Origin of the sequence: Paenibacillus sp. FSL L8-0436, assembly GCF_038593025.1 — a bacterium.
Taxonomy (GTDB): Bacteria; Bacillota; Bacilli; order Paenibacillales; family Paenibacillaceae; genus Paenibacillus_AQ.
On the sequence record NZ_CP151955.1, the window covers coordinates 2,263,957 to 2,289,898 of the forward strand.

Below are 25,942 nucleotides of genomic sequence, written 5' to 3' on the forward strand. Positions count from 1 at the left end.
GGACTGACGTGTATACAAAAGAGCAGCGCAGGTTATTAAGAATGCTGAATGAAGTTATCAAGTGGGATAAGAGTAAAAAACTATCACGTTTACAAAAGAAAAAAATGATCCGTAAGATCCATTATTGGGAGAAAACGAAGAAAAGAAAACCGATTCGTCCAAAAGTATCGCCTATTAACCCGAATATAGTTTTGCAAAGAAACATACCTTTACTCAACGAGAGTGACATGAATGACCAATATGCAACTCAGATGCATTCTTCGAAATTGATTGAAGAGCAGAGTTATGACAAACCAGTGGAAAATATGTATCCTTTAAAATTGGTTGAAGGGCCGATTTACGGACAATCCTTGGAATGCAATTACTATCCGAAATTGATTGAAGAGCATATGGCGAGAATCAATCAGCCAGGCAGTTCTAATATCGATTTATTCTGCTTCCCCATCATTGACTGGGATTACCGTTGGCAAAGACCGCAACAATTAAGCCGTCAATTTGCGCAGAATGGCTGCCGTGTATTTTATTTTTACATCGATAGTTTGCCAATAGAAAACCAGAACGCGACATTTGAAGATATTCGATCACAGATCGAGCTGGATGAGGTGGAAAACAAGGTATGGCGGGTGAAGCTGTGCTCTTATTCAGTTTTGAATGTCTACCGGAATACGATCCACCATCCATTAGACCTCCAATACTTGAAGTGGTCTTTAGAGGCGCTGAAACAAAGGTTCAATATTACTCATACCGTATCGATTGTCGATCTGCCGTTTTGGTCGACACTTGTTTTCGAGCTTGAGCATAATAAAATCATTTATGATTGCATGGATGAACACTCCGGATTCTCAAATACTTCTTCAGAGCTCTTGGCGCTCGAACCTGTTCTTATGGATAAGGCTGACGTCATAGTCACTTCCTCGAATCATCTCTATAACAAAGCTAAACAGCTTAATCCTTCTGTTTATCTCATACCAAATGCAGGAGATTTTGATCATTTTTCGGGCAGTGCAATGAAACGGCCCGCAGATATTTCGCAGGTGAGCGGGCCGATTATCGGCTATATAGGCGCCATTGCTGACTGGTTTGATATGCAGTTGGTTTACGATCTAGCTAATGGAAATCCTCACTGGAACTTTGTTCTAATCGGCAGTACGTATTTCAGTGATACAACGGAAATCGAGAAGCTGAATAATGTCTATTTTCTGGGAGAAAAGCCTTATTCCGTTCTACCCGGATATCTCCATTCATTCGATGTTTGCATCATCCCGTTCTTGATCAATAAACTGACAATCGCTACTAATCCTGTTAAGGTATACGAATATTTGGCTGCAGGCAAGCCAGTGGTTTCCTCGGACCTGCCGGAACTGGGCAGTATGACAGATTATGTTAAGCTTGCCAGTAGTGCCAAACAATTCGAAGCTTTGATACGGGTGGCTCTTCAAGAAACTGACGGAACTACATGCATAGCGAGGCGTAAACAGTTCGCAGCCGAAAATACGTGGAAGAAACGTTTCGACTCCTTTCAAACAATTATTCAAAAAATGCTCTATCCTAAAGTAAGCATTATTATCGTAACGCATAATAACTGGGAATTGAGCCGTCGTTGTATCGATAGCTTGCTGAGCAATACCGGTTATCCGCGACTGGAAATTGTTGTTGTGGATAATGCTTCAGCAGATGAAACGCCAGAGCAACTGCTAAAGTACAGCCAGGCCCAAATCAAGCCCATCTTGCTTCCCGAGAACACTGGATTTGCACAGGGGAATATTATAGGTATAACTAATGCTACAGGGGAATATATTGTTTTGTTAAACAACGATACGATTGTCCCCGAGGGATGGCTTCCCCGCTTGCTCCGTCCCTTCTTTGTCGACGACACGATTGGTGCAGTTGGCCCGATGTCCAATTACGTAGGCAACGATCAAAAACTGGACTTTTGTATTGCAGATGGAATAACTGGAGCTAATCAAATTTGGCTTGACGAATTCTACAAACTATATAAGCAAAGAATACGTTTTACGGAATTACTGGGTTTTTTCTGTGTAGCCCTTAAAAAGGAAGTCATCGCACAAGTTGGTCATCTAGACAAAAATTACGGGTATGGCATGTTTGAGGATGACGATTATTGTTTGCGGATGATTGAGGCAGGGTATCGTCTGGCAATTGCTGAAGATGCCTTTGTCTATCACCAGGGAAGTTCAGTCTTTAAACAATGGAGTAAAGAGGAATATACGAGCTTATTTCAAAAGAATAAAGCTTATTTCGAGTCGAAATGGAAAAGAAAGTGGAAACAGCCGAATTTGCCGTTGTCTCTGTTTATTAACGTACAGGACAGCACTAAAATAGCCGAAATAGTGGCTGCTAGCGGTAAACACCCCATATTGATCTATTGTCCCGATGAATGGGCCGATTCGAAAGAGGAATTGCAACAAAATCTTCTAGCCGTTCGCAACAATGATCAGCTGCTGGTGATCGCTATTGTCCAAACTTACCTGTCCGAACCGGTGCATGGCCTTCGTAAGCTCGGACCTGATCTTTATTTGACAAATAACGAGCAGTTTATTCAGCTGACGAAATTCGAACAAATATATTCCTTTACTGGAGGTGAGAGAAGTGGTGACCCAAGCGGATTATTTACAAGCGGCCAGTACCAGGGAGTATAAGGATATATTCGACCTTGAAAGACCTCTTGTTACGATTTGTATACCGACATTCAATCGAGCCGATTTCTTGCTGACCCGCAGCCTTAAATCGGCTGTTCAGCAAACCTACACGAATCTGGAGATTTTGGTTGTCGGAGATGCCTGCACAGATCATACAGAAGAAGTTGTACACGGATTTAAAGATCCAAGAATTGTGTTCCAGAATTTATCCAGCAGGGGTCAATATCCAGATGAGCCTGCTCAACGATGGCTGGTCGCAGGGAGCATTCCAACCAATCAAGCACTAGAGAAAGCCTCTGGCCATTTTATTACTCATCTGGATGACGATGATGAATTTACTGCAGATCGTATTGAAAAACTGGTTGAGTACGCTAAGGCCACACAGGCAGATTTGATTTATCATCCCTTTTACTTCCCATACCTTCCCGAGCAATGGGCCGTGAATGATGCTGAACCGCTCATGTGTGCAAAAGTGACGACTTCCTCCATGTTTTATCATCATTGGTTGAAATGTGTGCCGTGGGATCCACAGTCTTATTTGCTGAATGAGCCGGGTGATTGGAATAAAGTTCGGCGTATGCTCGAACTTGGGGTAAGAACAGCAAGGTATCCGGAGCCACTTACTTTCAAGTATTAAGGGATGTGTTTAATTATGAAGGAGATTCCGTTTTTGCGTCCCCTTGTCGTTCTGAAAGAGGCGTATCAGGGTTATTTGGCTGAAATCGATGCAACCAGAATGTATAGCAATAATGGCCCCTTGAACAAGAGGCTTGAAGAGCGTATTCTACAGGAATATTTCGGTAATATGGGAGCTGATGTTACTGTTAATAATGCGACAACTGGCTTAGTTTTATCGATCGCTCAAATGAAACGCCCCGGAAAATACGCGCTCATGCCCAGCTTCACCTTTGCTGCTACTCCGTTAAGCGCATTATGGTGTGGCCTGGAGCCTTATTTTATTGATATCAAGCCGGGTGATTGGTGCATGGATGAAGAGCTGCTGGAGGAAGCTTTGCAGTTACTCGGGGATGACGTTGCCGTTGTTATTCCATACGCAACGTTCGGCACCGAACTAAATCTTTCTTATTATGAATCATTGCTTCATCGGAACATTCCAGTTGTCGTCGATGCGGCTTCAAGTTTTGGGTCAACCAAAGAGCAACATCACCTCCGGGGTTTTGGGGGGGCAGTCGTTTACAGCTTTCATGCTACTAAATCGTTCGGAATCGGAGAAGGGGGGCTCATATATAGCGGCGACACAGATTTGGTCCGAAATCTTCGGCAGTCCTCCAACTTTGGCTTTAGCGAGGAGCGGGAATCCAATAAATTGGGATTGAATGGGAAAATGTCTGAATATACGGCTGCTATAGGACTGGCAACACTGGATGTATTTCATGAGAAAATCGCGAATCGTGAGCGGGTAGGGGAATGGTACAGGAAGGCAGTGGGCAAGCATAAGCTTTCGGAAGCGGGCTGGAGGGTTCAAGAGGGCATAAGTAAGGTTGCTTATCAATTTTTTCCGATATTATGTCCCCCACATCATGAAAATAATCATTATATTGAAAAATTGCTGAATTCAGGCATTCAAGCGAGGACTTATTTTTCCCCTCCATGCCATAGGCAAAAAATGTTCCAGCATCACCCCAGCACCCGGCTTACCGTTACTGAAGACATCAGTCGGCGTATTCTGAGTCTGCCTGTTTGGGAAGACATCAAGCTTCATCAAATACAGCGGATTGTAAAGTGTTTGGCAGAATGAATAATGAGACGCTGGTCATTTGGGGCTGCGGAGGAATGGGGCGTGAGGTTCTAGCTTTATGTCAGGTACTGGGGCGAGAAGTTGTAGGATTTCTTGATGAACGACCGGAGATGCGGGGCACTGTTATTGACGGTGTTCCCGTTCTCGGAGATATCACAGATCTTTATAAGTGGAAAGACAGTGTGGGCGTAATATGCGCCGGAGTCGGAGACCCTGCACTAAAGAGGAAATTTGTAATAAAAACGCAGAATCACGGGTTTCTCCTGTCCGGGGCGCTTGTTCATCCTTCTGTCAACCTGCCGCGAAGCACCCATCTTGGTGTGGGGTGTATTCTGTGTGCAGGGACGGTAGTTAGCATTAACGTATCTGTCAGCAATTTCGTGATTGTGAATACTAGCGTTACCTTGGCTCATGATGTTTCCATTTCCGATTATGCCACCGTTTCCCCAGGCGTAAACATAAGCGGGAATGTTACGGTAGAAGAAGGAGTGTTTATCGGCACAGGCTCAGCTATCCGTGAAAAAGTAACAATTGGTGCGTGGTCTATGATCGGCGGTGGCTCTTTTGTGAAGGAGCATGTTCCGTCAAATGTCCTGTATGCTGGCGTTCCAGCTGTATTTAAAAAGGGACTCTCCCATCATCCATAAATTGGATGATGGGAGAGTCCCTGCTTTTTGGAACTGGATCACTCAGATAAGATGATGAATCTACGCCAGCTTTTGAACAAGGCGAAGGCTATTATAGTCGCATAAATAAGCAAAATTTTGTTGTGCGCATAGTTCATCGACTGCTTTAGTAACGCCTGGCAATTCTGCCCATTCATATCCCGGGGAGTTTTTGTAGGAATAATCATGAAAGGCGATAATTCCGCCATTTACAACCCTTGAAGCATAGTGGATAATATCGTGCACAACCCCTTCATAGCTGTGGTCTCCATCTATGAAGAGCACGGAGATTGATGGCGGGCAATCGTCATAAGCGGATTGACTGGGCTTTTTTATCGCATTAACGTAAGACTCCATTCCGGCTTTTCGTAGATTTATAATAAAATCCTCTTCATAATTAACCGGCAGTGCGGGATGGGTGAAAGGATCGATGGCATAAACCAAACGTTTTTTGGCAGTGAGATATTGGCTTCCAAGAGAAAGAGCCACTGTGCTTTTCCCCTTGAAAGAGCCGATTTCAACAATTTCCCCGGGAAGATGATCGACAAGTAAGGGCAAATGAAGAAGAGCGAGCATCTCCAGTTCCATTAAAAAGCCTTCTGTGCCACGAACCTGCTCAAGCATTGCTGCTATATTAACTTCATTACTACTATACATTAATGTATCGCACTCCTTTGCTGGTATATCTCAATGATCAGAAACCAAGGCCAAATTCATCCAGATGTTTCTTGAGGAGAGATAAATCAATGCCTCTGTTGATCGATGCATTGGATAAGCTGTTGCATTTATCGCTGTAATACACTGCGAATTTCTCATGCATGTCAGTTCGATATTCTTGAATAAAACGGATACGATTTTCTTCAAATCCGGTTAAATCCGCAACTCCACAGTCATGAAGCGCCCAGGGAGTATCTTGAAAAGGAACCCCGATCTCGTAGCCGGCCCGGCTGAACTCCATACACTGGGAAATATCGTAATAGTGCCATCCTGGGAACAAATCCTCGCGCCAGAGAATGTCTGCCTGAGTGATCATAAGCAACCCGTCCACAGCCATAACTCTTTTGCAGGTGATTCCGGATTCGCAATTTTTAAAAGTAAGAAGCTCCATATTACCAGAATGGCTGCCGAATACTTGACCATAATTATCAGCGGATTCCCACCACATTCCACTGGATGGCAGATAGGCGGATCCTATCACCCCAATCAACCCTAATTTTGCGTTCTTTTGAAAAAGGTTCAACATATCCGCAATAAAATTTGGATTCAGAATATAAACGTCCTGATGAAGGTACACCTTGTACTTTGCATTAGTTTTACTCAAGGCTTCATTGTATCCGGAAGCCATACTCTTGGCGTTCTCAATGGTCAATACCTCGACCTTGATGCCTTCAGGAACATGAAGGGCTGAAATATAATTCATCGATTCTCTCAGTAAGCTGAACTGATTAACACAGTAGATGAAACAGATTTTATAAGGGTCCATAAGAAACTTATTCACCTCTACTTGAGAGATACTCTTACAGCTTGCTCTCGTAAACCTCATAAGTACAATAATTATCATGGATAAACAATTGATTAAGATTCATTTGTGATTTCCATTGCTGGTAAGGATGATTGCTGTCGGCATAGACATCCCATGTTAAATGAACAGCTTTGCTGGCCTTGGTTTTACCCCAACGCTTACCAAGGACTTTGTAACAAAATTCATGCATCATGACGTCCAGGATTTTATAATTCATTTGTTTGCTATAAGTCAGGTAATGCATGAAGTCCTGTGACCGTATTAAAGTTAGGTGTGCACCGGTAAGGGTTTCAATATAATCTTCATGTACGGCTATGTCATTCGGGATCCACGTGTTAGCCTCAGGATAATTATTTAGTGGAAGATTATCGGTGCATAAACTAACACCGCAGGCAAATAGCTCGGGATGGGAATCCATGATATGGATTTGCTCGGTTAAAAAATCGGCGTTATTTACAATTAAGTCACCATCAGTTATCATCACATAATTGCTGTCGGACAGGTTAACCAGCCCGAGATCGAAGGTCATCCGTAACGCGTTCATTGTAATATTTTGTTCAAATAGAACGTATCGGGAAATCTTCCTCTCCTCTACAAGGTTTAACAGGTATGGTTTGATTGTAGAATCGGTATGAATACTCTTGTTCTCAACGACCGTGAAATCTAGCCGGTCTGAGTATTGCTGCAGAAAATCCATCGTTTTGGCAATAATATCGGCATTGTAAAAGAATAATACTACACATGGAATTTTTGGATTCAAGTTGTCCTCCTCACTTTGATCGTTGATACGTAATTTTCTTGATAAACTATAATATTCCGGTTTACGCAGATGGAGAGGGCGGATAATCAAATTAAGTTATTATTCTTACACAGGACCAGTAATGTCACCACTGCTGACTGCAGCACCAACATTCACACCACAGCCGACAGTGGCTTCTACAGCTCATGCTGGACCCTAGCTGGATCTGAGGCCGTTACCTTTAGGGATGTGTGGTGGGTTCAGTTCACACAGCAAACAACCGCCTCTCTGAAAATTGTAGAGGTGGTTGTTTGGCTTTGAGTAACAGATTTACTCATCAGTTGTCTTCACCGGACTCGGCGTGTTCTTGTTCTTATACACCCACATCGCATACTCCAGCGGGCGGACCAGCGCTTTGCGGTAGGTGCCGCTGTCGCCGGAACGGGCGAAGACTTCGCGGGCCGGCTTGGGATTGACCTCCAGCACATAAATCTTTCCCTCACGGTCGATAGCGAGGTCCAGCGCCAGCTCGCACAGGGCGCCGAAGCTGTCCTCAAGGAAGGCAGCGGCTTCAAGCCCCAGCTTTTCAGCCGTTTTCATGGTTTTGGACGCTTTTTCTTCGCTGCCGAGCCATTTCTTCAGCAGGACTTCCGCACGTACCGCATGTCCGCCGCCGTGAAGGTTAGACGTTACGCTGCGGGCTGCTCCCACCCGGCCGGCCATGCCGGTCAGCTCCCACACGCCTTGGCCGTTCTTTTGCACTAGCATGCGGTAGTCGTGGTAGCGCCCGCTGGGCAGGCGCAGCGGGATGCCCTGCTGGACCAGAAAACGTCCGCCGAGGCACCATTGGCGCACAATGGACTCCAGACGGGTGAGCGACACCTTGCGGGGGGCAATAATCTGCCGGTTCTGGCGGCGTCCCTGGATATCGTAGAGTTGCTTGCCGTCCCGCTGCCGTTCAATCCGCAGGATGCCGCGTCCACCGGTGCCGTTAATCGGTTTGACGTAGACGACAGGGCTGAATTTCAGCATCCGGTGCAGATCGGCGGAAGACTGATATAGCAAAGTTTCCGGCATATGCTGGCGGAAGCGGCTTTTCTGCGAAAAGGTCTGGTGAACGGTCCATTTATTGCGCAGCGGCCGGTTCAGAAAGGTAAGATGATTATAGCGGGAGCGGAATTTGAGCAGCTGCTGAAAGCGGGCATTGCGCTGGATCCGGCAGCGGTCATAGATCATATTCGGGAATGGCCGCCATTTGCGCGACCATTTGCCGCTCCCCGGATCATAGACCATTGCATGGATCAACTCTTTACCGGGATTCACATCTGCGGGGGTGAATACAAAGACATCCAATCCGATGTGGCTGCCTTCAATAATCATCCTCCTGTATACACTCTTCTCTTCAAGCTGTTTGGCGTCGTTCAGGTACAGTGTAAGGATGCCTAAGACGGGTTCTGGCACAGGAGCTCACCTTCTTGTGGGTAAATTTCCACGCTGCCTCTGCTCTGGGGCGACCGCAGCAGCAGCGTGGGCTTGCCGGTAGGTCCGCTCTTCAATGCCACAGCAGCAAGCCCGCTGTTAAAGCACATCTTCAGGCTTGCCGTATTGTCGGTAGCGACGTTGCATTCCAGGCGGCCGAGCCGCTCCAGCTGCCCGGACAGCAGGGCTGTACCGGTATGTCTGTTACGGTATAGAGGATGGACGGCAACAAGACAGGCTTCTTTGCCGTAACCGGATACGAAGCTCACGCCTGCCAGCTGACGGCCGCTTTGACCGCGTACGGTGGCGACAAGCAGGGAGACGCCCGGCTCGGCAAGCTGTTCCGGAGTCAGACGGGCCAGCATCCTGCATGCACGAAGCGTAATCCGCTGCTCCCCATACTCCCTCAAAAATTCCAGCAGCCCGGCCAATCTGGAATTCCACTGGCCCGGACTGCTGTCATAGATAGAGGATATCTGCATGGCGTGTCACTTCCTTTACAGGTTTCTACTTGTTCATGCGGGCCAAATGCTGGCTGTACTGAAAAATCCGCTCCAGGGACAGCTTGCGGATGGCCGGTTCGTCGAATTTCATCGGCCGTGAGTTGGCCTCGAAGAACCACAGGTCACCGGCCTCATCGACACCAAGATCCATGGACATCTCACCCAGCATCATTTCGGAGGCCCGTTCAATCTGGCGGGCAATCAGCAGCGCGGTGGTGGGGACATTCTTGAGAATAGCTGCGGCCCTTTCTGGACCGAAGGTTCCTTCCAGCATGGTTGCCGGCTCTTCAATGCTGCCGCCGCGCGGCACATGGGTTGTAATGCTCCGGGCGCCGGCCAGTCTTGCACCGATTCCGGTCACTGCCCAGCCTCCCCGGCTATTCTTCTGCAGGAGAACCCGCAGATCGAAAGGCCGCCCGTGGTGTGTGGCGAGCTGAATGGCTTGCTGCACAATATAACGGGATTGTTTTTTTTCCTTGTTGATCCGTGCCCACAAGCGGTCCATGGAGGCCGCTTTGTAGGTCGCGTTCTTTTTGCCGCTCTGTATCTGCAGCCGATAGGGCAGGCTTACATCCTCGCGGTATTTAAGCCGCATAATCCCCTTGCCGGCTTTGCCGCTTTCCGGCTTCAGGTAGAGGCTGTCATGAGTACTCAGCATGGCGATAAGGGTGTTTGCGCTGCGCAACCGTCTAGTTTTGGGCACATGCTTCGAGGTTGCGCGCGATGCCTTCAGCCATTCAAACAAATCCCATTTATTAAAAAACCTCGGGTTGTAGAGCTTGATATGGTCATGCTCCAGGCACTCGGCAATTTTGCGGGCGACTGGTGCTTTTTCTTCTTCTTCACGATTGGAAATCCGGTTATAAATGACCTGCGGCAGCGGGACAGGAATGCTGTACCACAGCTTGCCGCTGGGGGAAGGGACGTAGCCGTTCACCGTCCGCTCCTCCAGCTTTAAATCACGCGTAGTCACAACGTACACAAGAAAGCCCATTTCTCTGCCGGTGCGGATGATGTCGCGGAAGTTATTGCGGTTGCCGCGAAATTGCTTTACTCTGTCACTGGTCGTTAGTATAGCTATTACGGGTTTGCTCGGGTCAGGGATTCGGCTGTTCACAGATCATCCCTCCTGCGGAATTTGCTGAGATAGAGGCAATGCTCCAGGATGTGCTCAATGGAAGCTTTGCCCTCAGCGCGCAGGGAAGGATGGCGGAAGATCGAGCGTCCCGGTTTGGCGTTAGCCTCGAACATCCAGATATCTTCATCCTGGTCAATTCCAAGGTCAAAGCCGATTTCGCCAAGCAGATGGTGGTGCTGGGTCTCCAGCGACTCGGCCAGCTTAACGGCGGTTGTTTTCGCACGCTGCAGCACTTCATCCGCTCTGGCGCCGAATACGCGGCCCAGAGCCTGTTGCGGTGTGAGCAGGGCGCCCCCGTTCTTTAAGTGGGTGGTCACACTGCCTCTGCCGGCTTTTTTGGCTCCGATGCCTACAACCACCCATTGATTGCTGCCGTTCTTATGCATATGGAAGCGGAAGTCAATGGGGCAGGAGTCAATTTCGATCAGGCGGATACCCTGTTGCACCACATAATTACTCAGGCTTTGGCCATGGCGGGCGCGCAGCATGCGCATGAGGCTGTCGAAGTTGGTAAACCGCAGCAGCACATTTTTACCGCTCTTGCGGTACCGGGCGAAGTAGCCTTTCTTCGGCAGGTAGGTGAGCCGGTAGATTCCGTGGCCCAGACTGCCTGCGGAAGGTTTGTAGTAGACAAAGTGATGCCGTTCGAGCATCTCACGCATTTTATCCGGATTTGGGTTGCTGTGCGTTTCCGGTACATAACGGTTGGCTGCCCCGTCATTTTCCAGCAGCCGGTAGATATCTGATTTATTGAAGAAGCTCCAGTTGAAATACGGAATTCTCTTGCGTGCAAACCGTTCACGCAACTGGTTGATATAGGGGGATACCTCAGCTCTGCGGCTGGGCAGACGGTTATATACCACATCCGGCAGCGGTACTATTTTGCGTTCGAATTTGCCGCTGGCATTCAGGAAGAAGCCGTTCACCTGCTCCTGCTGCCAGTCGATGTCACGCGGCATGAAGGCGAAAATATAACATCTGTTGCTGCCTTCCCGCAGGAGCTGTTTAATAAAGCCGGTGCGGGACCCGAAGGGGCTCGCCGAGGACCCGGGGCCGTCGGACAATACACCGACCAGCGGTCCAAGCTGTACTTCATCCTGCAGGTTGCGCAGATAGACGCCGCCTGTTTTGGGGACCTTGATTGCACTCTTTACTCCAGTGGCGAGGAACAGATGCTTGCCGGCACGTTTGATCGGCTTGATCGTTGCCGGAATGGCATCTTTTCCGAGCCGCAGGCGGATATTTTTCTTGCCGGTTAGTTTCAGGCTTTTCATCAGTTCACCCGAGACGTAGACAACTCTTTGGGGCTGCTTGGTGAAATGCACATTGCAAAAAGTGAGACCCATTTATGAATCCTCCTTAGGAACCATTGATATCATTCTCCCGTTTGTAACGGAACTGCCGCGTAGATGGCTTGCGGTTTGCTGCTGAATTCAGCAGCAGATGACGCGCATAGCGCAGGGGGTTCTCGGCGGCGAGCTTAGCAGCCCGGCGGTCGCCCGTCAACCGGAACACCGTGCGCCCTGGTTTGGAATTGGCTTCAAGCAGATAGATCCTGCCGCCTTCATCGATACCGAAGTCCAGGCCGAGTTCTCCCAGCCTGCCGCATGATTCCTCCAACAGCGGCGGCAGCAAAGCCGATGCTGCTGCAAGTTCCTCCATAAGCTCGATTCCCATCTTGCCGTATTCTGCAAGCAGGAAGGGCTGGGCGGGAACCGCGGTTCCCCCGCCATGGAGGTTCGAGGTTAGCGAACCGCGGCTGCCCAACCGGACGGCCATGCCGGTAAGCGTCCAGACGCCTCTGCCGTTCTTCTGCATTAGTACACGCACGTCGAACGGCTGTCCTCCGCTGCCGGTCAGATGAAGGTAAGGTTGTATAATATAGCGGCGCGGGCCGATAAAGTCATGGATCCAGCTCAGACCTTCGTCCAGCGTGCGGAAACCTTTCTCAAAGGGGGCATTTGCCTCATCACGACCTCTTAAGCTTATGCGCCCGCCCTCGTTATTGCTTAGGCGCTTCGCATGGATTGTGCGTTTGCCATGGGTGCCGGACCTTGGCTTCAGAAAAACGCCGTCCTCTCTTTCTGCGAGCATCGTACCCAAATCACCGGTACCGGTGTAAAGTCTGGTCTCGGGCAGCCATGCGGAAGCTCTGCGGCTGCGCCGCAAAATTTCATAGACGCTCCATTTATCTGGCAATCCACGCGACCAGGGAAGCGACCGGGATAAGGCAGCCAGGGCGGAAGCGGCGGATCTTTTTTCCTGCAGGCTTGAGTATAGACAACGGTTATACAGAATGTCGGGCGGAGCTGCCAGGGTAGGCTGCCACTGTCCGTCATTCCAGATATAGCCGCGTATGGATTGGCCGTCTCTTGCAACTCCCTCGGGGTGAAAGATAAGCACCTGCAGATCATACAGCGGGGCTACCCGGCATAACTGACTGCAGAACTCCGGTTCCGCGATGGGAGGATTCCCGCGGCGGCGGCCCGTCATGATGCCAAGGAACCCCATTGCTGTCTCTGTCATAATGCCCTCCTTATAACCCGGCCAAGTAGCGGCAATATAGAATCATCTGTTTGACGGACGGTCTGATTTTCACATCACTGAGGGGCGTGTTGTCGTTTTTGGACGGTTTGGAGTTGACCTCCAGCAGCCAGATTTTTCCCGACTGATCCAGGGCAAGGTCAATGCCGAGCTCCCCGAAATGCGCGGGGATATAGGTTTCCACACCCCTGGCTATCGCCAGAGCCGCCCGTGGAAGCTGCAGCTGTGTGCTTTCTTTGGTCCCGGACGAGAGGCTGCTCTTGCCGATGGCCTCGCGGACAGTGCTGAGCGTGCCGCCCCGCGCCAGATTGGAGACAAAATGGTTGCTTCCGGCGGTACGGGCAACGATTGAGGTGACGCCCCACTTGCCGGTGCCGTTCTTCTGCACGAGTGCCCGGAAATCTACCGGACGCCGTCCAAGCTCTAGTAGAGGGAGCCCCTGCTGAATCTGGTAGCGGGTGGTTTTCATCTTGGGCGCAATGGATTGAAATAGCTTCGCCAAGGTTGGATAGACTTGTTTACGCGTGCCAAGCGGTGTCGTGGACAGCAGCCGGTAGCCGCCCCCCTCATCTTTGGAAATGCGGAGAATGCCTTTTCCAAGGCTTCCGCGTACCGGCTTCAGGAAGACACTGGGATAGCTGCTGCACATTCTTTTTAATACGGCGAAGCCGGTTAAGGCATGCGATTCCGGCAAATACCGCTGCAGGGCGGCATCCTGTGCCAGTGCTTCGAACACCTCTGTCTTGTCAAGGAACTTTTCATTGAAAAAATGAGTTCCGTAGCGGGATTTTACATCCGCCAAAAAATGCTGTACGCTAGGTTTATTCTCCACCTTTCGAGTCGTAAGCCGATTGTTAATCACATCGGCAATAGGCAGACTCAGCTTCCGCCATCCCTCGTCGTATACCCAGCCCTCAATGGAGGAGCTGTGTGTTTCCAGCCCTTCCGGGGTAAAGAAATATACATAGGCGCCTTGTGCATGGCAGGCATTGGTAAGCTCCCGGCAGAACAGGGTGATCGGGCCGAATACCCTTTCGGGACGGTCCGGATGGTCCCGGCTCACCAGAACGGCAATCAGCGGTCCGAGCCGTAAGGTGCGGCTGCCGGAGCTGTATGAAGCGTTCAGTGTAAGCCGTTGCCGCAGTCCGAGTTTCCGTGCCAGCGCTTCGTTTACGCGCAGACTGTCGGCTTTGGGAACCGGAATGACGGTGACCTCCTGCCGGAAAGAGCCGAACGTGAGCCGGATCGTTCCGTGTGCGGGTATTTTGAGCTTTTTCATGGATTTTTCGCCAAGCATTACAGCGTTTTCCTGCAGGATGCCCGAGTGGACCGTGTGGACCGGGATCTTGAATTTGGACATCGTGGATCTCCTTCCAGTAGGCAGCATGATGCCGGCAATATGAATCTTAAGGGTTACATATCATTCATCATATGGAGACATCTGACCCTTGGTGATTGACCTATTCTTTAAAAAGCCGTGCCGGGTTTGAACGAAGCGAATCAGGAAGCGATGCTTACAAAACTTAGGCAGATGCTTCCGAAGCGAGTTTTGAACGAAGCTGAATCAGGAAGCGATGCTTACAAAACTTTTAGGAGGAATTATAATGAACGTAATTGACAAGGCGCATGAACTGGCGAGAGCCATTAAGGAAAGTACAGAGTTTTCGGATATTTCCAGCGCTATGAAGGTAATTGAGGCCGATCCGGAAAGCAAACGGATGCTCGACAGCTTCCGGCAGAACCAGATTGAGCTGCAGCAGCGCATGATGAGCGGGGAGATGCCTCCACAGGAAGAAATGGAGAAGATGGAGAAGCTGTTCGAGGTGCTGAACCTGAATCTGGGCATCCGTCGCCTGTTTGATGCGGAACGCCGCCTAAGTGTCGTTATCGAGGACGTGAACAAAATCATCACTGACAGCCTGTCGCAAATGTACGGCGGTCAATAATTCTGTATCCGGTCACACTGCTGCCTGGGGTGGCTGCAATGTATGAACAACAGGAGGGTGTCTCCTAGCCTGATGGCTAGAGGACACCCTCCTGTTTGTTGTTTATAGCGATGAAGATTACTCCTGCTTGCCTTCCACCGCACAGAGCAGAATCCCGGCAGCCAGGCCGAGACGGCGGTCCAGCTGGCCGCTGCGGTCCTCGGAGAAGTCGGCGATGATCTTGGTGACGAAGGGATTGAAATTTTGCCGGAAGGCGGGAATAACATTGTTCCCAAGCTCAATGTTATATTTTTGCGGAATGAGGGTGATGAAGCGCCGCAGGAGAGCCATAAGTGTGCTATTTTCTTTGATTAGCCCGATTTCGGTATCCCGCTGATCCAGGATGGTCCATTCATCCTTCAGGATCGATTTAAGCCCCTTGCGGCGGAGCGCCCCGATATGTTCACCGGTCTCCGAGTCATGCACATCGTAGGTCGCGCTGAAGTCGATCACATTGCGGGCTTTAATGCGCAGCAGCTCCTTTTCCATACTCTCGTCCGTAAACAGTGCAATGTCTTCTTTAAGTTTGAAGGCTTTCATTTGCGAATAAAGCACAAGCTCTTCCGAACTGTTGTAGATGTGCAGCTTAGCGCCCATAATGGAAAAAACTTTTTTGCGGATTATGTACTCAGTATGATTGAATGCGTTATTCAATGTAGAATCGCCTCCCTGTAATGCTAACATCATCTCATATCAGAACGGTGGAGGCTATGGTGTAGATTACTTCCCGGAAGTTTTTTGCAACTTGTCTCATAATTCCGGCTGCATGTTCATAGAGTAGAGATATAGATTCCATGGAACAACCTTTTAAGAGAGAAGGAGCTGTCTGTAATGAAGAAAAGAAACAAGTTCAAGCATGGTGTGTATATGCTGGCGGCACTGGCCATGCTGCTCTATGCGCTGCCCAAGCTGTCCTTTCAGAACGGGCCTGGCTGGGTGCTGGGGTTCGGCGTGGTCTGGTGCATTTTTGCCTTTCTGGTAATAGCGTCACATTTGCATTTTATAATCGGTGTGGATGAAGAGAAACAGAAGCGCCTGGAGTCTGTCCGCAAGCATAAGCTGGAGCAGTGGCAGGGCAAATGGAACGAGGAGTCCCGTGTGGCAGAAAGATGATGTAATTCCGCCAAAAGTAGTCCCGTTCCCGAATTTCTTCCGCAGTCAGGACAACCCCTGCATCCGCCGTTTTGGCGGGGGCAGGGGTTGTTGTGCAGTTGCTTAGCTGTAAAGTCGAAGCCTGAAGCGCAGTGTGTTTCATACTTGCTACGGTATAACAATATGTTCACAGATATAGCCAAATCTAAGCTTCCGTTGCTGTTGTACTCCACTGTTGCCTCCGTGTATAATAGGTACAGAATAGTACAGATCGGGCTATGGGGGTGTAACAGTTGGAGGGTCAAGGCGATAACATTACAAAACATGAACAACTGCTCCAGCACATTGAAGGCCTTAAGGTTGGCACCAAAATTTCCGTCCGCAAGCTGGCTAAGGAAATGGCAGTCAGCGAAGGTACGGCTTACCGTGCAGTGAAAGAGGCCGAGAATCTCGGCATTGTCATTACGAAGGAGCGCATCGGTACTGTCCGCGTGGAGAAGAAGCCGCGGAATATTTCCGATCAGCTTACCTTCGGGGATGTAGTGGATATTGTGGAAGGACATGTGCTCGGCGGAGTGAACGGCCTGAATAAGCATCTCCATAAATATGTCATCGGCGCGATGAAGGTTGATGCTATGATCCGCTATATCGACGCTGACAGCCTGCTGATCGTGGGTAACCGTGATGATGTGCATTCGCTTGCGCTGGAGCAGGGTGCAGGCGTGCTAGTGACGGGGGGCTTCGGGACAAGCCGTGAGGTCAAAGCGCTTGCTGACGAGCTGGACCTGCCAGTGATCTCTTCAAGGCATGATACGTTTACAGTGGCCTCCATGATTAACCGGGCCATATTTGACAGGCTGATTAAGAAAAAGATCATGCTGGTTGAAGATATCGTGGATAACAAGCCGCGGCTGAACACCCTGAAAGTTACAAGCACCGTCGGGGAATTGCGGATGCTGTCACAGACCAGCGGCGAACTGCGTTTCCCGGTTACAGATGAATGGAACCGGGTTATCGGCATCGTCGGCCGCAGGGATGTGGAGGAGTTCAGTGAGGAGCACAGCATTGAGAAGGCGATGATCCGCAGCCCTGTCACAGCGGCCCTGCAGACGTCGCTGGCCTCGGCGGCGCAGATCATGATGTGGGAGGGCATTGACTTCCTGCCCATCGTGGACCGCAACCGCAAGCTTGTGGGCTCGCTGACCCGCCGGGAGGTACTGCAAAGCCTGCGTGATGTCAGCAATCAGCCGCAGCTCGGGGAGACTTTCGACCACTTGATTTGGAACGGCTTTGCCGAGGAGCGGGACGAGGAAGGAAAGCTGTTCTTCCACGGCTTCATCACACCGCAAATGGCGACGGATCTGGGTACAATCTCCGAAGGCGTGTTATCCACGCTGATGACGCTTTCCGCATTCAAGGCGGCTAAGGACATCACCGGGAACGACTACGTGCTGGACAATATGTCAACATATTTTATCCGCCCGGTGCAGATTGAGCATTCGGTTGTCGTCCTGCCGAGGCTGCTGGAGATCAGCCGCCGGACCTGCAAGCTGGAGATTGAGATCTCCCACAATGACACAATAGTTGCCAAAGCGGTGCTGATGCTGCAGTCGATCGACCACGGCTGAGCCCTCATATTCTACCAAAAAGACTATCCCGCCGGGATAGTCTTTTACGCATATACGATACAGCGGTTGTCTTCTAATTGAAACGGTTCACTTAAGGATGCTGAGGATGCCGGCAATGCAGCCAGACTAATGGCGGGTAAAATGATTTTCATTCCTGTTCCGGCTGTAGTATCCGTGGCTGCGCAGTCCGGAGAAAATGTTGAAGGCGCCAATCACCAGGAAAACCGCCTCCACAATGACATTGACCGTGGAACCGCGGAAGAGAAACATCGACATCAGCGACAGCGTCACCAGCATGGCGCCGAGCAGCACATTCATAATAGCACGCTTGCGGCCTTTTTCCATTGGATCTGGCGCTCTGCGCGAGGATAAGCTGTACACGGCGGCACTGATCATACAAATCACCAGCAGGACAAACAGCACGTACTTGATGAGCAGAATCATGGACAGGCAGCTCCTTTATCAACATAGTGGAAAATGATAGTTTTGCCCTATGATGTATCCGTATATCACCTGTCCACTATTGTAGCATGATTGGCCTCAGCTGCGCTTATACGGATTAATTTCCACCCAGATTTGCAGTACCCCCTCCATGACGAGCATGGTGCGGATTTTGACCGCGTATTCCTTTTCGCGCACGATGTATATTTTACCGTCGAGGAGCAGCCGCGCCAGCTTGCCGTCCGTGTCGATTTCGAACATGCTGCGTCCGCGCATCGGTTCAAGGTCGGAGACCATTTTGCTGATAATCTCTTTGGTCGTAACGGGATCCAGAGCCGCAGCGCCATCCTTGACCTTGCTGTCCTCTGTGCGCAGCTTGATCTCCCGGATGACGGTAGAGGTGTTGTTGTATTTTTTGAGTGTCAGGATATCCTTCCGGTATTGCTCGATCTGCACACGAAGATCCTGATTGTTCAGCCAGAGCACATTATACCCCATATGAAAAATAGCATTGTATGCGACAGCTCCTGCGACCATGCCGAGTACAAACACAGCGGAAATCTGCGAGAAGCGGCGGTAGCGGTGGAACGGGGGGATTCTCATTCCGGCATCACCCCTTGCCGCACACCCATTTGACCAGCTCGCTGCCCATATGAGCGCCCAGGAAGGCAAATACTAGATAGAGAATTTGCTTGATGGCGGGGGAGAGGTTGCCTCCCAGCATATTGCTCTCAATGACCCGCATCGGGTCGATCGTTCCGCCGACAGCGGCGGCCAGCGCCCAGATTTTAATCCGGTCCGCGATATCCAGCATAGTCTGTGTAGGCGGCTGCAGGGAGACTACCGCACCGATTCCGCCCAGCATGGCTCCACCCAGTACGATGCCGCAGGCAATAAAGAAGTCTAGGACGGCTTTGCTCAAAAACACGTTCATACAAGGCCCCTTTCCGGACCAGGCCTGTTCGTCAGCTCAGCCTGTCCTTGTGCTCTTACTCCATTCTATGGGCGGTTCCCCCTTTAATATGATAAAATAGTTTCATCTTATGTTTTGATTGTTGACTGAAGGGAAGTGGGGATATGAGCCCTTACGTGCATTTGCATGTGCACAGCGAATACAGTTTACTGGACGGGGCGGCGCGCATTACCGATCTCGTGCGCCGGGCCGGCGAATACGGCATGAAGTCGCTGGCGCTGACCGATCATGGCGTGATGTACGGGGCAATCCCCTTCTATAAAGCTTGCAAGGCTAATGGCATCAAGCCGATCATCGGCTGTGAAGCTTATTTGACTGCCGGCTCGCGGCGTGAGCGGGGCAGCCGCAAGGATCAGCCGATCTACCACCTGATCCTGCTCGCCAAGGATGAAACCGGCTACAAAAATTTGATGAAGCTGATCTCGATCGGCCATCTGGAAGGCCAGCATTACAAGCCCCGCATCGATATGGAATCCCTGGCCGCGCATGCTGAAGGTATCATCTGCCTCAGCGCCTGCCTGGGGGGCGAGGTGCCTCAGCATCTGCTGCATGGGCGCGATGACGAAGCGCGCCGGGCCGCGCTGAGATATAAAGAGATTTTTGGCGGGGACTTCTATCTGGAGCTGCAGGATCATGGCATTCCGGAGCAAAAGCGGGTGAACCCGAAGCTGATCGCCCTTGCCGCCGAATGTGATATTCCGCTGGCCGCCACGAACGATGTGCACTATCTGGCCAAGGAGGATGCCGAGGTACAGGATGTGCTGATCTGCATCGGCACCGGCAAGACGGTGGATGATGAGGAACGGCTGAAGATCGGGACAGACCAGCTCTTTTTCAAAAGCGGCGAGCAAATGGCGGCACTGTTCCCGCATGTGCCGGAAGCCATTCTCAACACCGAGGCCATTGCCGGGAAATGCAATCTGGAGCTGACGTTCGGGGGCCATATTCTGCCGGAATATTCCCCGCTGCCGGAAGGGCTGGATGCGGCAGCTTACTTGCGTGAGCTGTGCCGCAGCGGGCTGGAGGAGCGTTATGCGGATACACCGCTATGGGCTTCACCGGAGCAAAAGGCAACAGCCGAGAACCGGCTCGACTATGAGCTGGGTGTCATTGAGAGCATGGGCTTCAGCGATTACTTTCTGATCGTCTGGGACTTCATCGCTTATTGCCACCGGCAGGGCATCGCCACCGGACCGGGCCGCGGATCTTCCGCAGGCAGCCTGACCGCGTACAGTCTGCGTATTACCGATGTCGATCCGCTGAAGTACAATCTGCTCTTCGAGCGTTTCCTGAATCCTGAGCGGATCACGATGCCGGATATTGATATCGACTTCAGCGACGAGCGGCGCGATGAGGTCATCGCTTATGTCGTTGATAAATACGGCCAGGAGCATGTGGCGCAGATCATCACCTTCGGAACGATGGCGGCGCGGGCGGCGGTGCGTGACGTGGGCCGGGCACTGAACCTGCCCTATAACGAGGTGGACAAGGCTGCGAAGCTGATTCCCGGCCAGCTCGGCATCAGCATTGCCCGGGCGCTGGAGAGCAGCCCTGATCTTAAGGCGCTGTATGAAGGCAATCCGAAGACCAGAGGTCTGCTGGACATGGCGATGAAGGTCGAGGGCATGCCCCGCCATGCTTCCACGCATGCTGCAGGGGTCGTCATCTCCAAAGGTCCGCTGACCGATGCTGTGCCGCTTCAGGCCGGCAACGAGAGCACCGCGCTCACCCAGTACTCCATGGAGCATCTGGAGAGTGTCGGACTGCTCAAGATGGACTTTCTGGGGCTGCGGACTTTGTCGATTATTGAACGCTGCATGAACTGGATCAAGGAAATGAGCGGCAGTACACCCGATTTCCGCAGCATTCCCGATGACGATCCGCTAACCTATGAGATGCTTGGTGCGGGTGAAACGACCGGCGTCTTTCAATTGGAATCGGCGGGGGTAAGACGCGTGCTGAAGGATCTGAAGCCTTCAGGGTTCGAGGACATAGTCTCCGTGCTGGCGCTGTACCGCCCGGGTCCGATGGAATTTATTCCTAAGTTTATTGCCGGAAAGCACGGCGAAATCGAAGTGGAGTATCCGCATGCCGACCTGACGCCGATCCTTGCCGATACTTACGGGATCATCGTATATCAGGAACAGATTATGCAAATCGCCTCGCGGATGGCCGGGTTCTCGCTCGGTGAAGCTGATCTGCTGCGCCGCGCGGTGTCGAAGAAGAAACGCGAGACATTGGATAAAGAGCGAAGTCACTTCGTGGAGGGCAGCTTGAGGCTCGGCTATCTGGAGACTGATGCCAACGCTATCTATGATATGATTGTGCGGTTTGCCGATTACGGCTTCCCGCGCGCCCATGCCGCAGCTTACGGCGTGCTGGCCTTCCAGACGGCTTATCTGAAGGCACATTATCCTGTGCAGTTTATGTCGGCGATGCTGACAGCAGTAATGGGCACACACCGCAAGGTGGCCGAATATGTGCTGGAATGCCGCCGCACGGGCATCGGCGTATTGCCGCCGGATGTCAACGAGAGCGGCGTGTTGTTTACGCCTGTGCCGGGAGAAGGCAGCGGCCATATCCGTTTTGGTCTGGCTGCGGTCAAGAATGTCGGCACGCTGGCTGTGGAGAACATCATTGCCGTCCGCAAGGAGCGGCCGTTCGACAGCCTGCTGGATTTCTGCCGCCGCGTTGATCTCCGGGTCTGCAACAAGCGCGTGATAGAATCGCTGCTGCAGGCCGGCGCCTTCGATCGTCTGCAAGGCCACCGGGCACAGCTGCTTGCGATGCTGGATGAGACAGTCGATGCCGCGCTGAAATGGCGCAAGGAGCGTGACGAGCTGCAGATCCAGCTGTTCGACGACCTGATAGAAATGCCGAACTGGGAAATCCGCTATCCGGATATCCCGAAATTCACCATCGGCCAGCAGTTGGAGCTGGAACGCGAGCTGCTTGGGCTGTATCTGTCCGGCCATCCGCTGGACGACAGCGCCGAGCTGCTGGAGGAGCCGGGCATGCAGCGGCTGATGGATCTCGGCGAGGCCGAGGATGAGAGCCAGATCGTAACGGCAGGTATGGTTGTGTCGCTCAAGGAAATTACGACAAAATCCGGCAAAGCGATGGCTTTTGTCGAATGGGAGGACCAGATCGAGCGCTGCGAGGTCGTGCTGTTCCCTGAGGTGTGGAAGCGGAGCCGCAGCCTGATTGAGAAGGGTGCGCTCTTGGCCCTGCGCGCCAAGGTGCAGCAGGAGGACGAGGGCTTCAAGCTGCTGGCCGAAGAGGTCGCGCCGCTTGGCGCCGACACGATTCGCAGCCTGCTGCAGCGCCGCAGCGCAGCTGCCGCCCGCGCGTCCGCCGCGGGCCGCACCCAGACGGCAGGCGCACCCGGAGGTGCGTCTGCTTCCCGGGCGGGCGCAGGCGGCCCTGGCGCCGCCCGCAGCACCGCAGGCGGCGTTACCTCGCCTGCGCCCGCAAGGCCCGCTGCCGCGCAAGCAGCGGCGCCGCAGGAAGCCCCGCGCTCCGCAGCGCCGGGACCGGCAGGCCAGCGTCCTGCAGCCGCAGACGCTGTGGAGTCCGCTGGCCGGAGTCCCGGCGCAGCGGGGAGCGGCCAGCGTGTCTTTATCAAGATCACGCCGGACTCCGAGAACCCGGCGCTGCTCTCGCGCCTGCAGGCGCTGCTGCAGACCCATCCCGGCCCTGCAGCCACCCTGCTGTTCTACGAGCGTGACCAGAAGCTGCTCGCGCTCAGCGACGGCTACCGGATCAAGCCTTCCCAGGAGCTGTTCGCAGCGATCGAGGGGATGCTTGGAGCAGGTACAGTTCGAATAAAATAAGAACATTTCCGCCTTTTTCCGCATACATTAGGAAACCACAGGGAACTGTCCCGTGCGGAAAGGGGAATCACATCATGTCCTATCAAATGGCAAAAGAGCTGCTGGAGCGCAGGGGAGTCACGCTAACGTCCATCGCTGAGATCGTATATATTTTGCAGTCGGCGTATTATCCGGATTTAACCGAAGAAGAGTGTTTATCGAGCGTTAAATCGGTGCTTGGCAAAAGAGAGGTGCAGTACACGCTGATGACAGGCGTTGCACTGGATGAATTGGCCGAAAAAGGCCTGCTGCCGCAGCCGCTGCAGGCGGTGATGGAGGCGGATGAATCGCTCTACGGAGCGGACGAGACTCTGGCGCTTGGCATCACCGGCGTATACGGAATGATCGGGCTGACAGGCTTCGGTTATCTGGATAAAATAAAGCTCGGCATCATCGGCAAGCTGAATGATGATGAGCAGGGGATTCATGTATTTCTGGACGATCTTGTCGCGGGAATTGCGGCGGCGGCATCCGCCAGAATTGCGCATCGGCATGAAGGGGCCAAGGTGTATCCCCATGTCATCGGTACGGAATAATTAACCCCCATTATTTGGTGAATAATGCTCCCTGGTCTTGCTTTCTGCACCTTACTCCTGTTGCGGGAAAAAAGAAAACTGTGTTATCATGATTCCATTATACGGGATACGGCTGGGAATTGAGATTAGGGAGGCTTTGTTGGGCATGTGGACGGTAATCTATATTGCGCCAACCGCCAGAGTGGCGGATATGATTCAGAGCAAGCTTACGGAAGAAGGGTTTATGGTAAAGTGCCGTCCGGTCAATATGTCCAAGCAGCAGTTCGAGATTCTGGTTCCTTCAGGAGAACTGGAGGAAGTGCAGGAAGTCCTTAATCTAATTTTACATCCCTGAATAGACATCAAGATGGCATTCATGACAGCGGCAAGCTGCTATATGCGCAAATAAACGGCTGAAGAGGTGCGACCCTTGTTCAAAGATTTATTTCAGAAAAAACGGAAGTACGCGACTATTCCTTCAGAACGTCTGGAGCGGAGCGGCGGACCGGTAGAAGGCGAACGCCCCAAACGGGAGATTCCCGAGGGCTTAATGAGCAAATGCAGCAAATGCGGAACGATCCAGTACAGCAAGGAGCTGGAGAAGAATCTGAAAGTATGCCCTTCATGCGGTTATCATATGCGGCTAAACGCGTCGGAACGGATCGCAATGATCCTTGATCCGGAAGGCTTTATCGAGTTCGACAGTGAAATGGCGTCCGTAGACCCGCTGCAGTTTCCGGGCTATGCCTCCAAGCTGGAACAACAGCAGTCCAAAACTGGACAGGTTGAAGCCGTGCTTACAGGCCAGGGAACCATTGGCGGTCATCCGGTGATTGTTGCCGTGATGAATTTTGAGTTCTTCACCGGCAGTATGGGCTCGGTTGTGGGAGAGAAGATTACCCGGGCTGTAGAAGAAGCTACGGAGAAGAAGCTCCCGATGCTGATCTTTTCGACTTCGGGCGGAGCCCGAATGCAGGAGAGTATTCTCAGTCTGATGCAGATGGCGAAGACAAGTGCAGCGCTGGCCCGGTTTGGCGAAGCGGGAGGACTCTATATCTCTGTCATTACGGACCCGACAACGGGCGGAGTATCCGCCAGCTTTGCCAGTCTTGGCGATATTATTATTGCCGAGCCTGGAGCAGTATTCGGTTTTGCCGGAAGAATCGTCATTGAGCAGACCATTCGGCAGAAGCTTCCGGATGATTTTCAGACTGCTGAATTCAACCTTCAGCATGGTCAGCTTGATCTGGTCGTACACCGCAAGGAATTACGGTCCACGCTAACCAAGCTTTTGGATTTGCACGACGTGAAAGGGGGCTTTTAGGTTGGCGGGAGAGTTGCCTTTTGAAATGCCTCTGGTAGAAATGCGCAAGAAGATTGCCGAACTGAAGCAGTTCGGTGAAGAGAAGGGCATTGATTTCAGCGATGAGATCGCCCGGCTTGAGGAACGTTACCGCGTGCTTGAGGAAGAAATTTATACCGATATTTCTGCTTCACAGAAGATGCATCTGGCCCGGCATCATGGACGTCCGACTTCGCTTGATCTTATAGGGCTGATCTTTACTGATTTTATTGAGCTGCACGGCGACCGTCTGTACGGAGATGATCTGGCTGTAGTAGGCGGAATCGGCAAGCTCAACGGCGTTCCGGTTACTGTGCTCGGCCAGCAGCGCGGCAAGGATACGAAGGAGAACATTCTGCGTTTCTTCGGCAGCGCGCATCCTGAAGGCTTCCGCAAGGCGATCCGCCTGATGAAGCAGGCGGAGAAGTTTGGCCGTCCGATCGTTACCTTTGTCGATACCAAAGGGGCTTACCCCGGCAATACGGCGGAGGAGAGAGGCCAGTCCGAAGCGATTGCCAGCAGCCTGTATGAGATGTCTCAGCTTGGCGTGCCGGTCATCTGCATCATCATTGGTGAAGGCGGAAGCGGCGGAGCGTTGGCGATGGCTGTAGGCAACCGTGTTCTGATGCTGGAGCATGCCATCTATTCAGCGATCTCCCCGAACGGCGCGGCGTCCATTCTCTGGAAGGATGCCTCGAAGGCGGAACAAGCCGCAGAAGCGATGAAGATCACCGCGGCCGATCTGCTGGAGATGGAAGTGATTGAGGAAATTGTTCCTGAACCGCGGGGTGGCGCACACCGTGATTACGAGTCTACTGCCGCTGCGCTCAAGGATGTCATATGGCGCCATTTGCAGGAGCTGTCGAGCCTGGATTTTGCGGAACTTAAAGAAGACCGCTACCGCAAATTCCGCAAAATCGGCGAGTTTTCCGAAGCTCAGCAGGAAGCCGTTAACCCGGAAGAAGAAGTGCAGAACGTGGAGTAATACTCCCTGTTTCATTTGCACTTTCAGACATATAGTACTATCAGCAGGTACAAAATATGGACTGGCCTAAATTAACATTTATTACCATTGAAATAATCCT

25 protein-coding genes are annotated in these 25,942 nt (G+C 51.7%); 12 read left to right on the forward strand and 13 right to left on the reverse strand.

The window, feature by feature from the left end:
- The first annotated feature begins 8 nt into the window (after window positions 1-8).
- Genes NSS79_RS10060 through NSS79_RS10075 form a run of 4 tightly spaced genes read left to right on the forward strand, consistent with a single transcriptional unit; the run spans window position 9 to window position 5,066 of the window.
- Window positions 9-2,660 carry a glycosyltransferase gene (locus NSS79_RS10060; RefSeq protein WP_342439234.1) on the forward strand — a complete coding sequence of 884 codons (2,652 nt, stop codon included), beginning with the start codon at window positions 9-11 and terminating at the stop codon, window positions 2,658-2,660.
- Window positions 2,611-3,297, forward strand: coding sequence for a glycosyltransferase family 2 protein (locus tag NSS79_RS10065; protein WP_342439235.1), 687 nt, complete (start codon window positions 2,611-2,613; stop codon window positions 3,295-3,297). Before NSS79_RS10060 ends, NSS79_RS10065 begins: the two co-directional genes overlap by 50 nt.
- 15 nt (window positions 3,298-3,312) lie before the next feature.
- On the forward strand, window positions 3,313-4,419 hold the full coding sequence (locus NSS79_RS10070) for an aminotransferase class I/II-fold pyridoxal phosphate-dependent enzyme (RefSeq protein ID WP_342439236.1): 1,107 nt from the start codon (window positions 3,313-3,315) through the stop codon (window positions 4,417-4,419).
- A complete protein-coding gene (locus tag NSS79_RS10075) occupies window positions 4,416-5,066 on the forward strand; it encodes an acetyltransferase (RefSeq protein WP_342439237.1) in 651 nt (216 codons plus the stop codon). Before NSS79_RS10070 ends, NSS79_RS10075 begins: the two co-directional genes overlap by 4 nt.
- Before the next feature lie 60 nt (window positions 5,067-5,126).
- On the opposite strand, the gene NSS79_RS10080 is transcribed toward NSS79_RS10075, so the two are convergent.
- From NSS79_RS10080 to NSS79_RS10120, 9 genes are all read right to left on the reverse strand, one after another.
- Window positions 5,127-5,741, reverse strand: coding sequence for a class I SAM-dependent methyltransferase (locus tag NSS79_RS10080; protein ID WP_342439238.1), 615 nt, complete (start codon window positions 5,739-5,741; stop codon window positions 5,127-5,129).
- Window positions 5,742-5,778: 37 nt separating this feature from the next.
- Window positions 5,779-6,567, reverse strand: coding sequence for a glycosyltransferase family protein (locus tag NSS79_RS10085; protein ID WP_342439239.1), 789 nt, complete (start codon window positions 6,565-6,567; stop codon window positions 5,779-5,781).
- A gap of 34 nt (window positions 6,568-6,601) precedes the next feature.
- Window positions 6,602-7,366, reverse strand: a complete 765-nt coding sequence (locus tag NSS79_RS10090) for a hypothetical protein (RefSeq protein WP_342439240.1) — start codon at window positions 7,364-7,366, stop codon at window positions 6,602-6,604.
- A gap of 309 nt (window positions 7,367-7,675) precedes the next feature.
- Window positions 7,676-8,806 carry a YheC/YheD family protein gene (locus tag NSS79_RS10095; RefSeq protein WP_342439241.1) on the reverse strand — a complete coding sequence of 377 codons (1,131 nt, stop codon included), beginning with the start codon at window positions 8,804-8,806 and terminating at the stop codon, window positions 7,676-7,678.
- The gene (locus NSS79_RS10100) at window positions 8,788-9,306 is read right to left on the reverse strand and encodes a hypothetical protein (protein ID WP_038588879.1); all 519 of its coding nucleotides are present in this window, start codon (window positions 9,304-9,306) and stop codon (window positions 8,788-8,790) included. Before NSS79_RS10100 ends, NSS79_RS10095 begins: the two co-directional genes overlap by 19 nt.
- A gap of 25 nt (window positions 9,307-9,331) precedes the next feature.
- A complete protein-coding gene (locus NSS79_RS10105; protein WP_038588882.1) occupies window positions 9,332-10,444 on the reverse strand; it encodes a YheC/YheD family protein in 1,113 nt (370 codons plus the stop codon).
- The gene (locus tag NSS79_RS10110) at window positions 10,441-11,811 is read right to left on the reverse strand and encodes a YheC/YheD family protein (RefSeq protein ID WP_342439242.1); all 1,371 of its coding nucleotides are present in this window, start codon (window positions 11,809-11,811) and stop codon (window positions 10,441-10,443) included. The genes NSS79_RS10105 and NSS79_RS10110 overlap by 4 nt, the downstream gene beginning before the upstream one ends.
- A 13-nt stretch (window positions 11,812-11,824) precedes the next feature.
- Window positions 11,825-12,991, reverse strand: a complete 1,167-nt coding sequence (locus tag NSS79_RS10115; protein ID WP_052091965.1) for a YheC/YheD family protein — start codon at window positions 12,989-12,991, stop codon at window positions 11,825-11,827.
- Window positions 12,992-13,001: 10 nt separating this feature from the next.
- Window positions 13,002-14,369, reverse strand: a complete 1,368-nt coding sequence (locus NSS79_RS10120) for a YheC/YheD family protein (RefSeq protein ID WP_342439243.1) — start codon at window positions 14,367-14,369, stop codon at window positions 13,002-13,004.
- Window positions 14,370-14,613: 244 nt separating this feature from the next.
- Here NSS79_RS10120 and NSS79_RS10125 point away from each other — a divergent pair, with 244 nt between their 5' ends.
- Window positions 14,614-14,955 carry a YlbF family regulator gene (locus NSS79_RS10125; protein ID WP_340899474.1) on the forward strand — a complete coding sequence of 114 codons (342 nt, stop codon included), beginning with the start codon at window positions 14,614-14,616 and terminating at the stop codon, window positions 14,953-14,955.
- A gap of 117 nt (window positions 14,956-15,072) precedes the next feature.
- Here the strand turns inward: NSS79_RS10125 and NSS79_RS10130 are convergent, their stop codons facing one another.
- Window positions 15,073-15,648 carry a hypothetical protein gene (locus tag NSS79_RS10130; RefSeq protein WP_342439244.1) on the reverse strand — a complete coding sequence of 192 codons (576 nt, stop codon included), beginning with the start codon at window positions 15,646-15,648 and terminating at the stop codon, window positions 15,073-15,075.
- A gap of 177 nt (window positions 15,649-15,825) precedes the next feature.
- Here NSS79_RS10130 and NSS79_RS10135 point away from each other — a divergent pair, with 177 nt between their 5' ends.
- A complete protein-coding gene (locus NSS79_RS10135; protein ID WP_038588896.1) occupies window positions 15,826-16,107 on the forward strand; it encodes a hypothetical protein in 282 nt (93 codons plus the stop codon).
- A 272-nt stretch (window positions 16,108-16,379) separates the two neighbouring features.
- On the forward strand, window positions 16,380-17,714 hold the full coding sequence (locus tag NSS79_RS10140; RefSeq protein WP_342439245.1) for a DRTGG domain-containing protein: 1,335 nt from the start codon (window positions 16,380-16,382) through the stop codon (window positions 17,712-17,714).
- 126 nt (window positions 17,715-17,840) lie between these two features.
- Here NSS79_RS10140 and NSS79_RS10145 read toward each other — a convergent pair whose 3' ends face one another.
- The 3 genes from NSS79_RS10145 to NSS79_RS10155 all read right to left on the reverse strand — a co-directional run bounded on the left by NSS79_RS10145 (window position 17,841) and on the right by NSS79_RS10155 (window position 19,089).
- Window positions 17,841-18,158: a YtpI family protein gene (locus NSS79_RS10145; RefSeq protein WP_342439246.1), complete on the reverse strand. Its 318-nt coding sequence runs from the start codon at window positions 18,156-18,158 to the stop codon at window positions 17,841-17,843.
- Between the two features lie 96 nt (window positions 18,159-18,254).
- Entirely contained in the window at window positions 18,255-18,758 is a 504-nt protein-coding gene (locus NSS79_RS10150) for a hypothetical protein (RefSeq protein WP_342439247.1), read from the reverse strand.
- Between the two features lie 7 nt (window positions 18,759-18,765).
- Entirely contained in the window at window positions 18,766-19,089 is a 324-nt protein-coding gene (locus tag NSS79_RS10155; RefSeq protein ID WP_038588909.1) for a YtrH family sporulation protein, read from the reverse strand.
- Between the two features lie 143 nt (window positions 19,090-19,232).
- Between NSS79_RS10155 and NSS79_RS10160 the strand changes: the two genes are divergently transcribed.
- The 5 genes from NSS79_RS10160 to NSS79_RS10180 all read left to right on the forward strand — a co-directional run bounded on the left by NSS79_RS10160 (window position 19,233) and on the right by NSS79_RS10180 (window position 25,842).
- On the forward strand, window positions 19,233-22,961 hold the full coding sequence (locus tag NSS79_RS10160) for a DNA polymerase III subunit alpha (RefSeq protein WP_342439248.1): 3,729 nt from the start codon (window positions 19,233-19,235) through the stop codon (window positions 22,959-22,961).
- A gap of 74 nt (window positions 22,962-23,035) precedes the next feature.
- On the forward strand, window positions 23,036-23,536 hold the full coding sequence (locus NSS79_RS10165) for a phosphatidylglycerophosphatase A (protein ID WP_342439249.1): 501 nt from the start codon (window positions 23,036-23,038) through the stop codon (window positions 23,534-23,536).
- A gap of 145 nt (window positions 23,537-23,681) precedes the next feature.
- Window positions 23,682-23,870: a hypothetical protein gene (locus tag NSS79_RS10170; protein WP_038588919.1), complete on the forward strand. Its 189-nt coding sequence runs from the start codon at window positions 23,682-23,684 to the stop codon at window positions 23,868-23,870.
- A gap of 75 nt (window positions 23,871-23,945) precedes the next feature.
- Entirely contained in the window at window positions 23,946-24,839 is an 894-nt protein-coding gene (accD, locus tag NSS79_RS10175; protein WP_339225824.1) for an acetyl-CoA carboxylase, carboxyltransferase subunit beta, read from the forward strand.
- Between the two features lies 1 nt (window position 24,840).
- The gene (locus NSS79_RS10180; protein ID WP_342439250.1) at window positions 24,841-25,842 is read left to right on the forward strand and encodes an acetyl-CoA carboxylase carboxyltransferase subunit alpha; all 1,002 of its coding nucleotides are present in this window, start codon (window positions 24,841-24,843) and stop codon (window positions 25,840-25,842) included.
- Window positions 25,843-25,942: the final 100 nt, after the last annotated feature.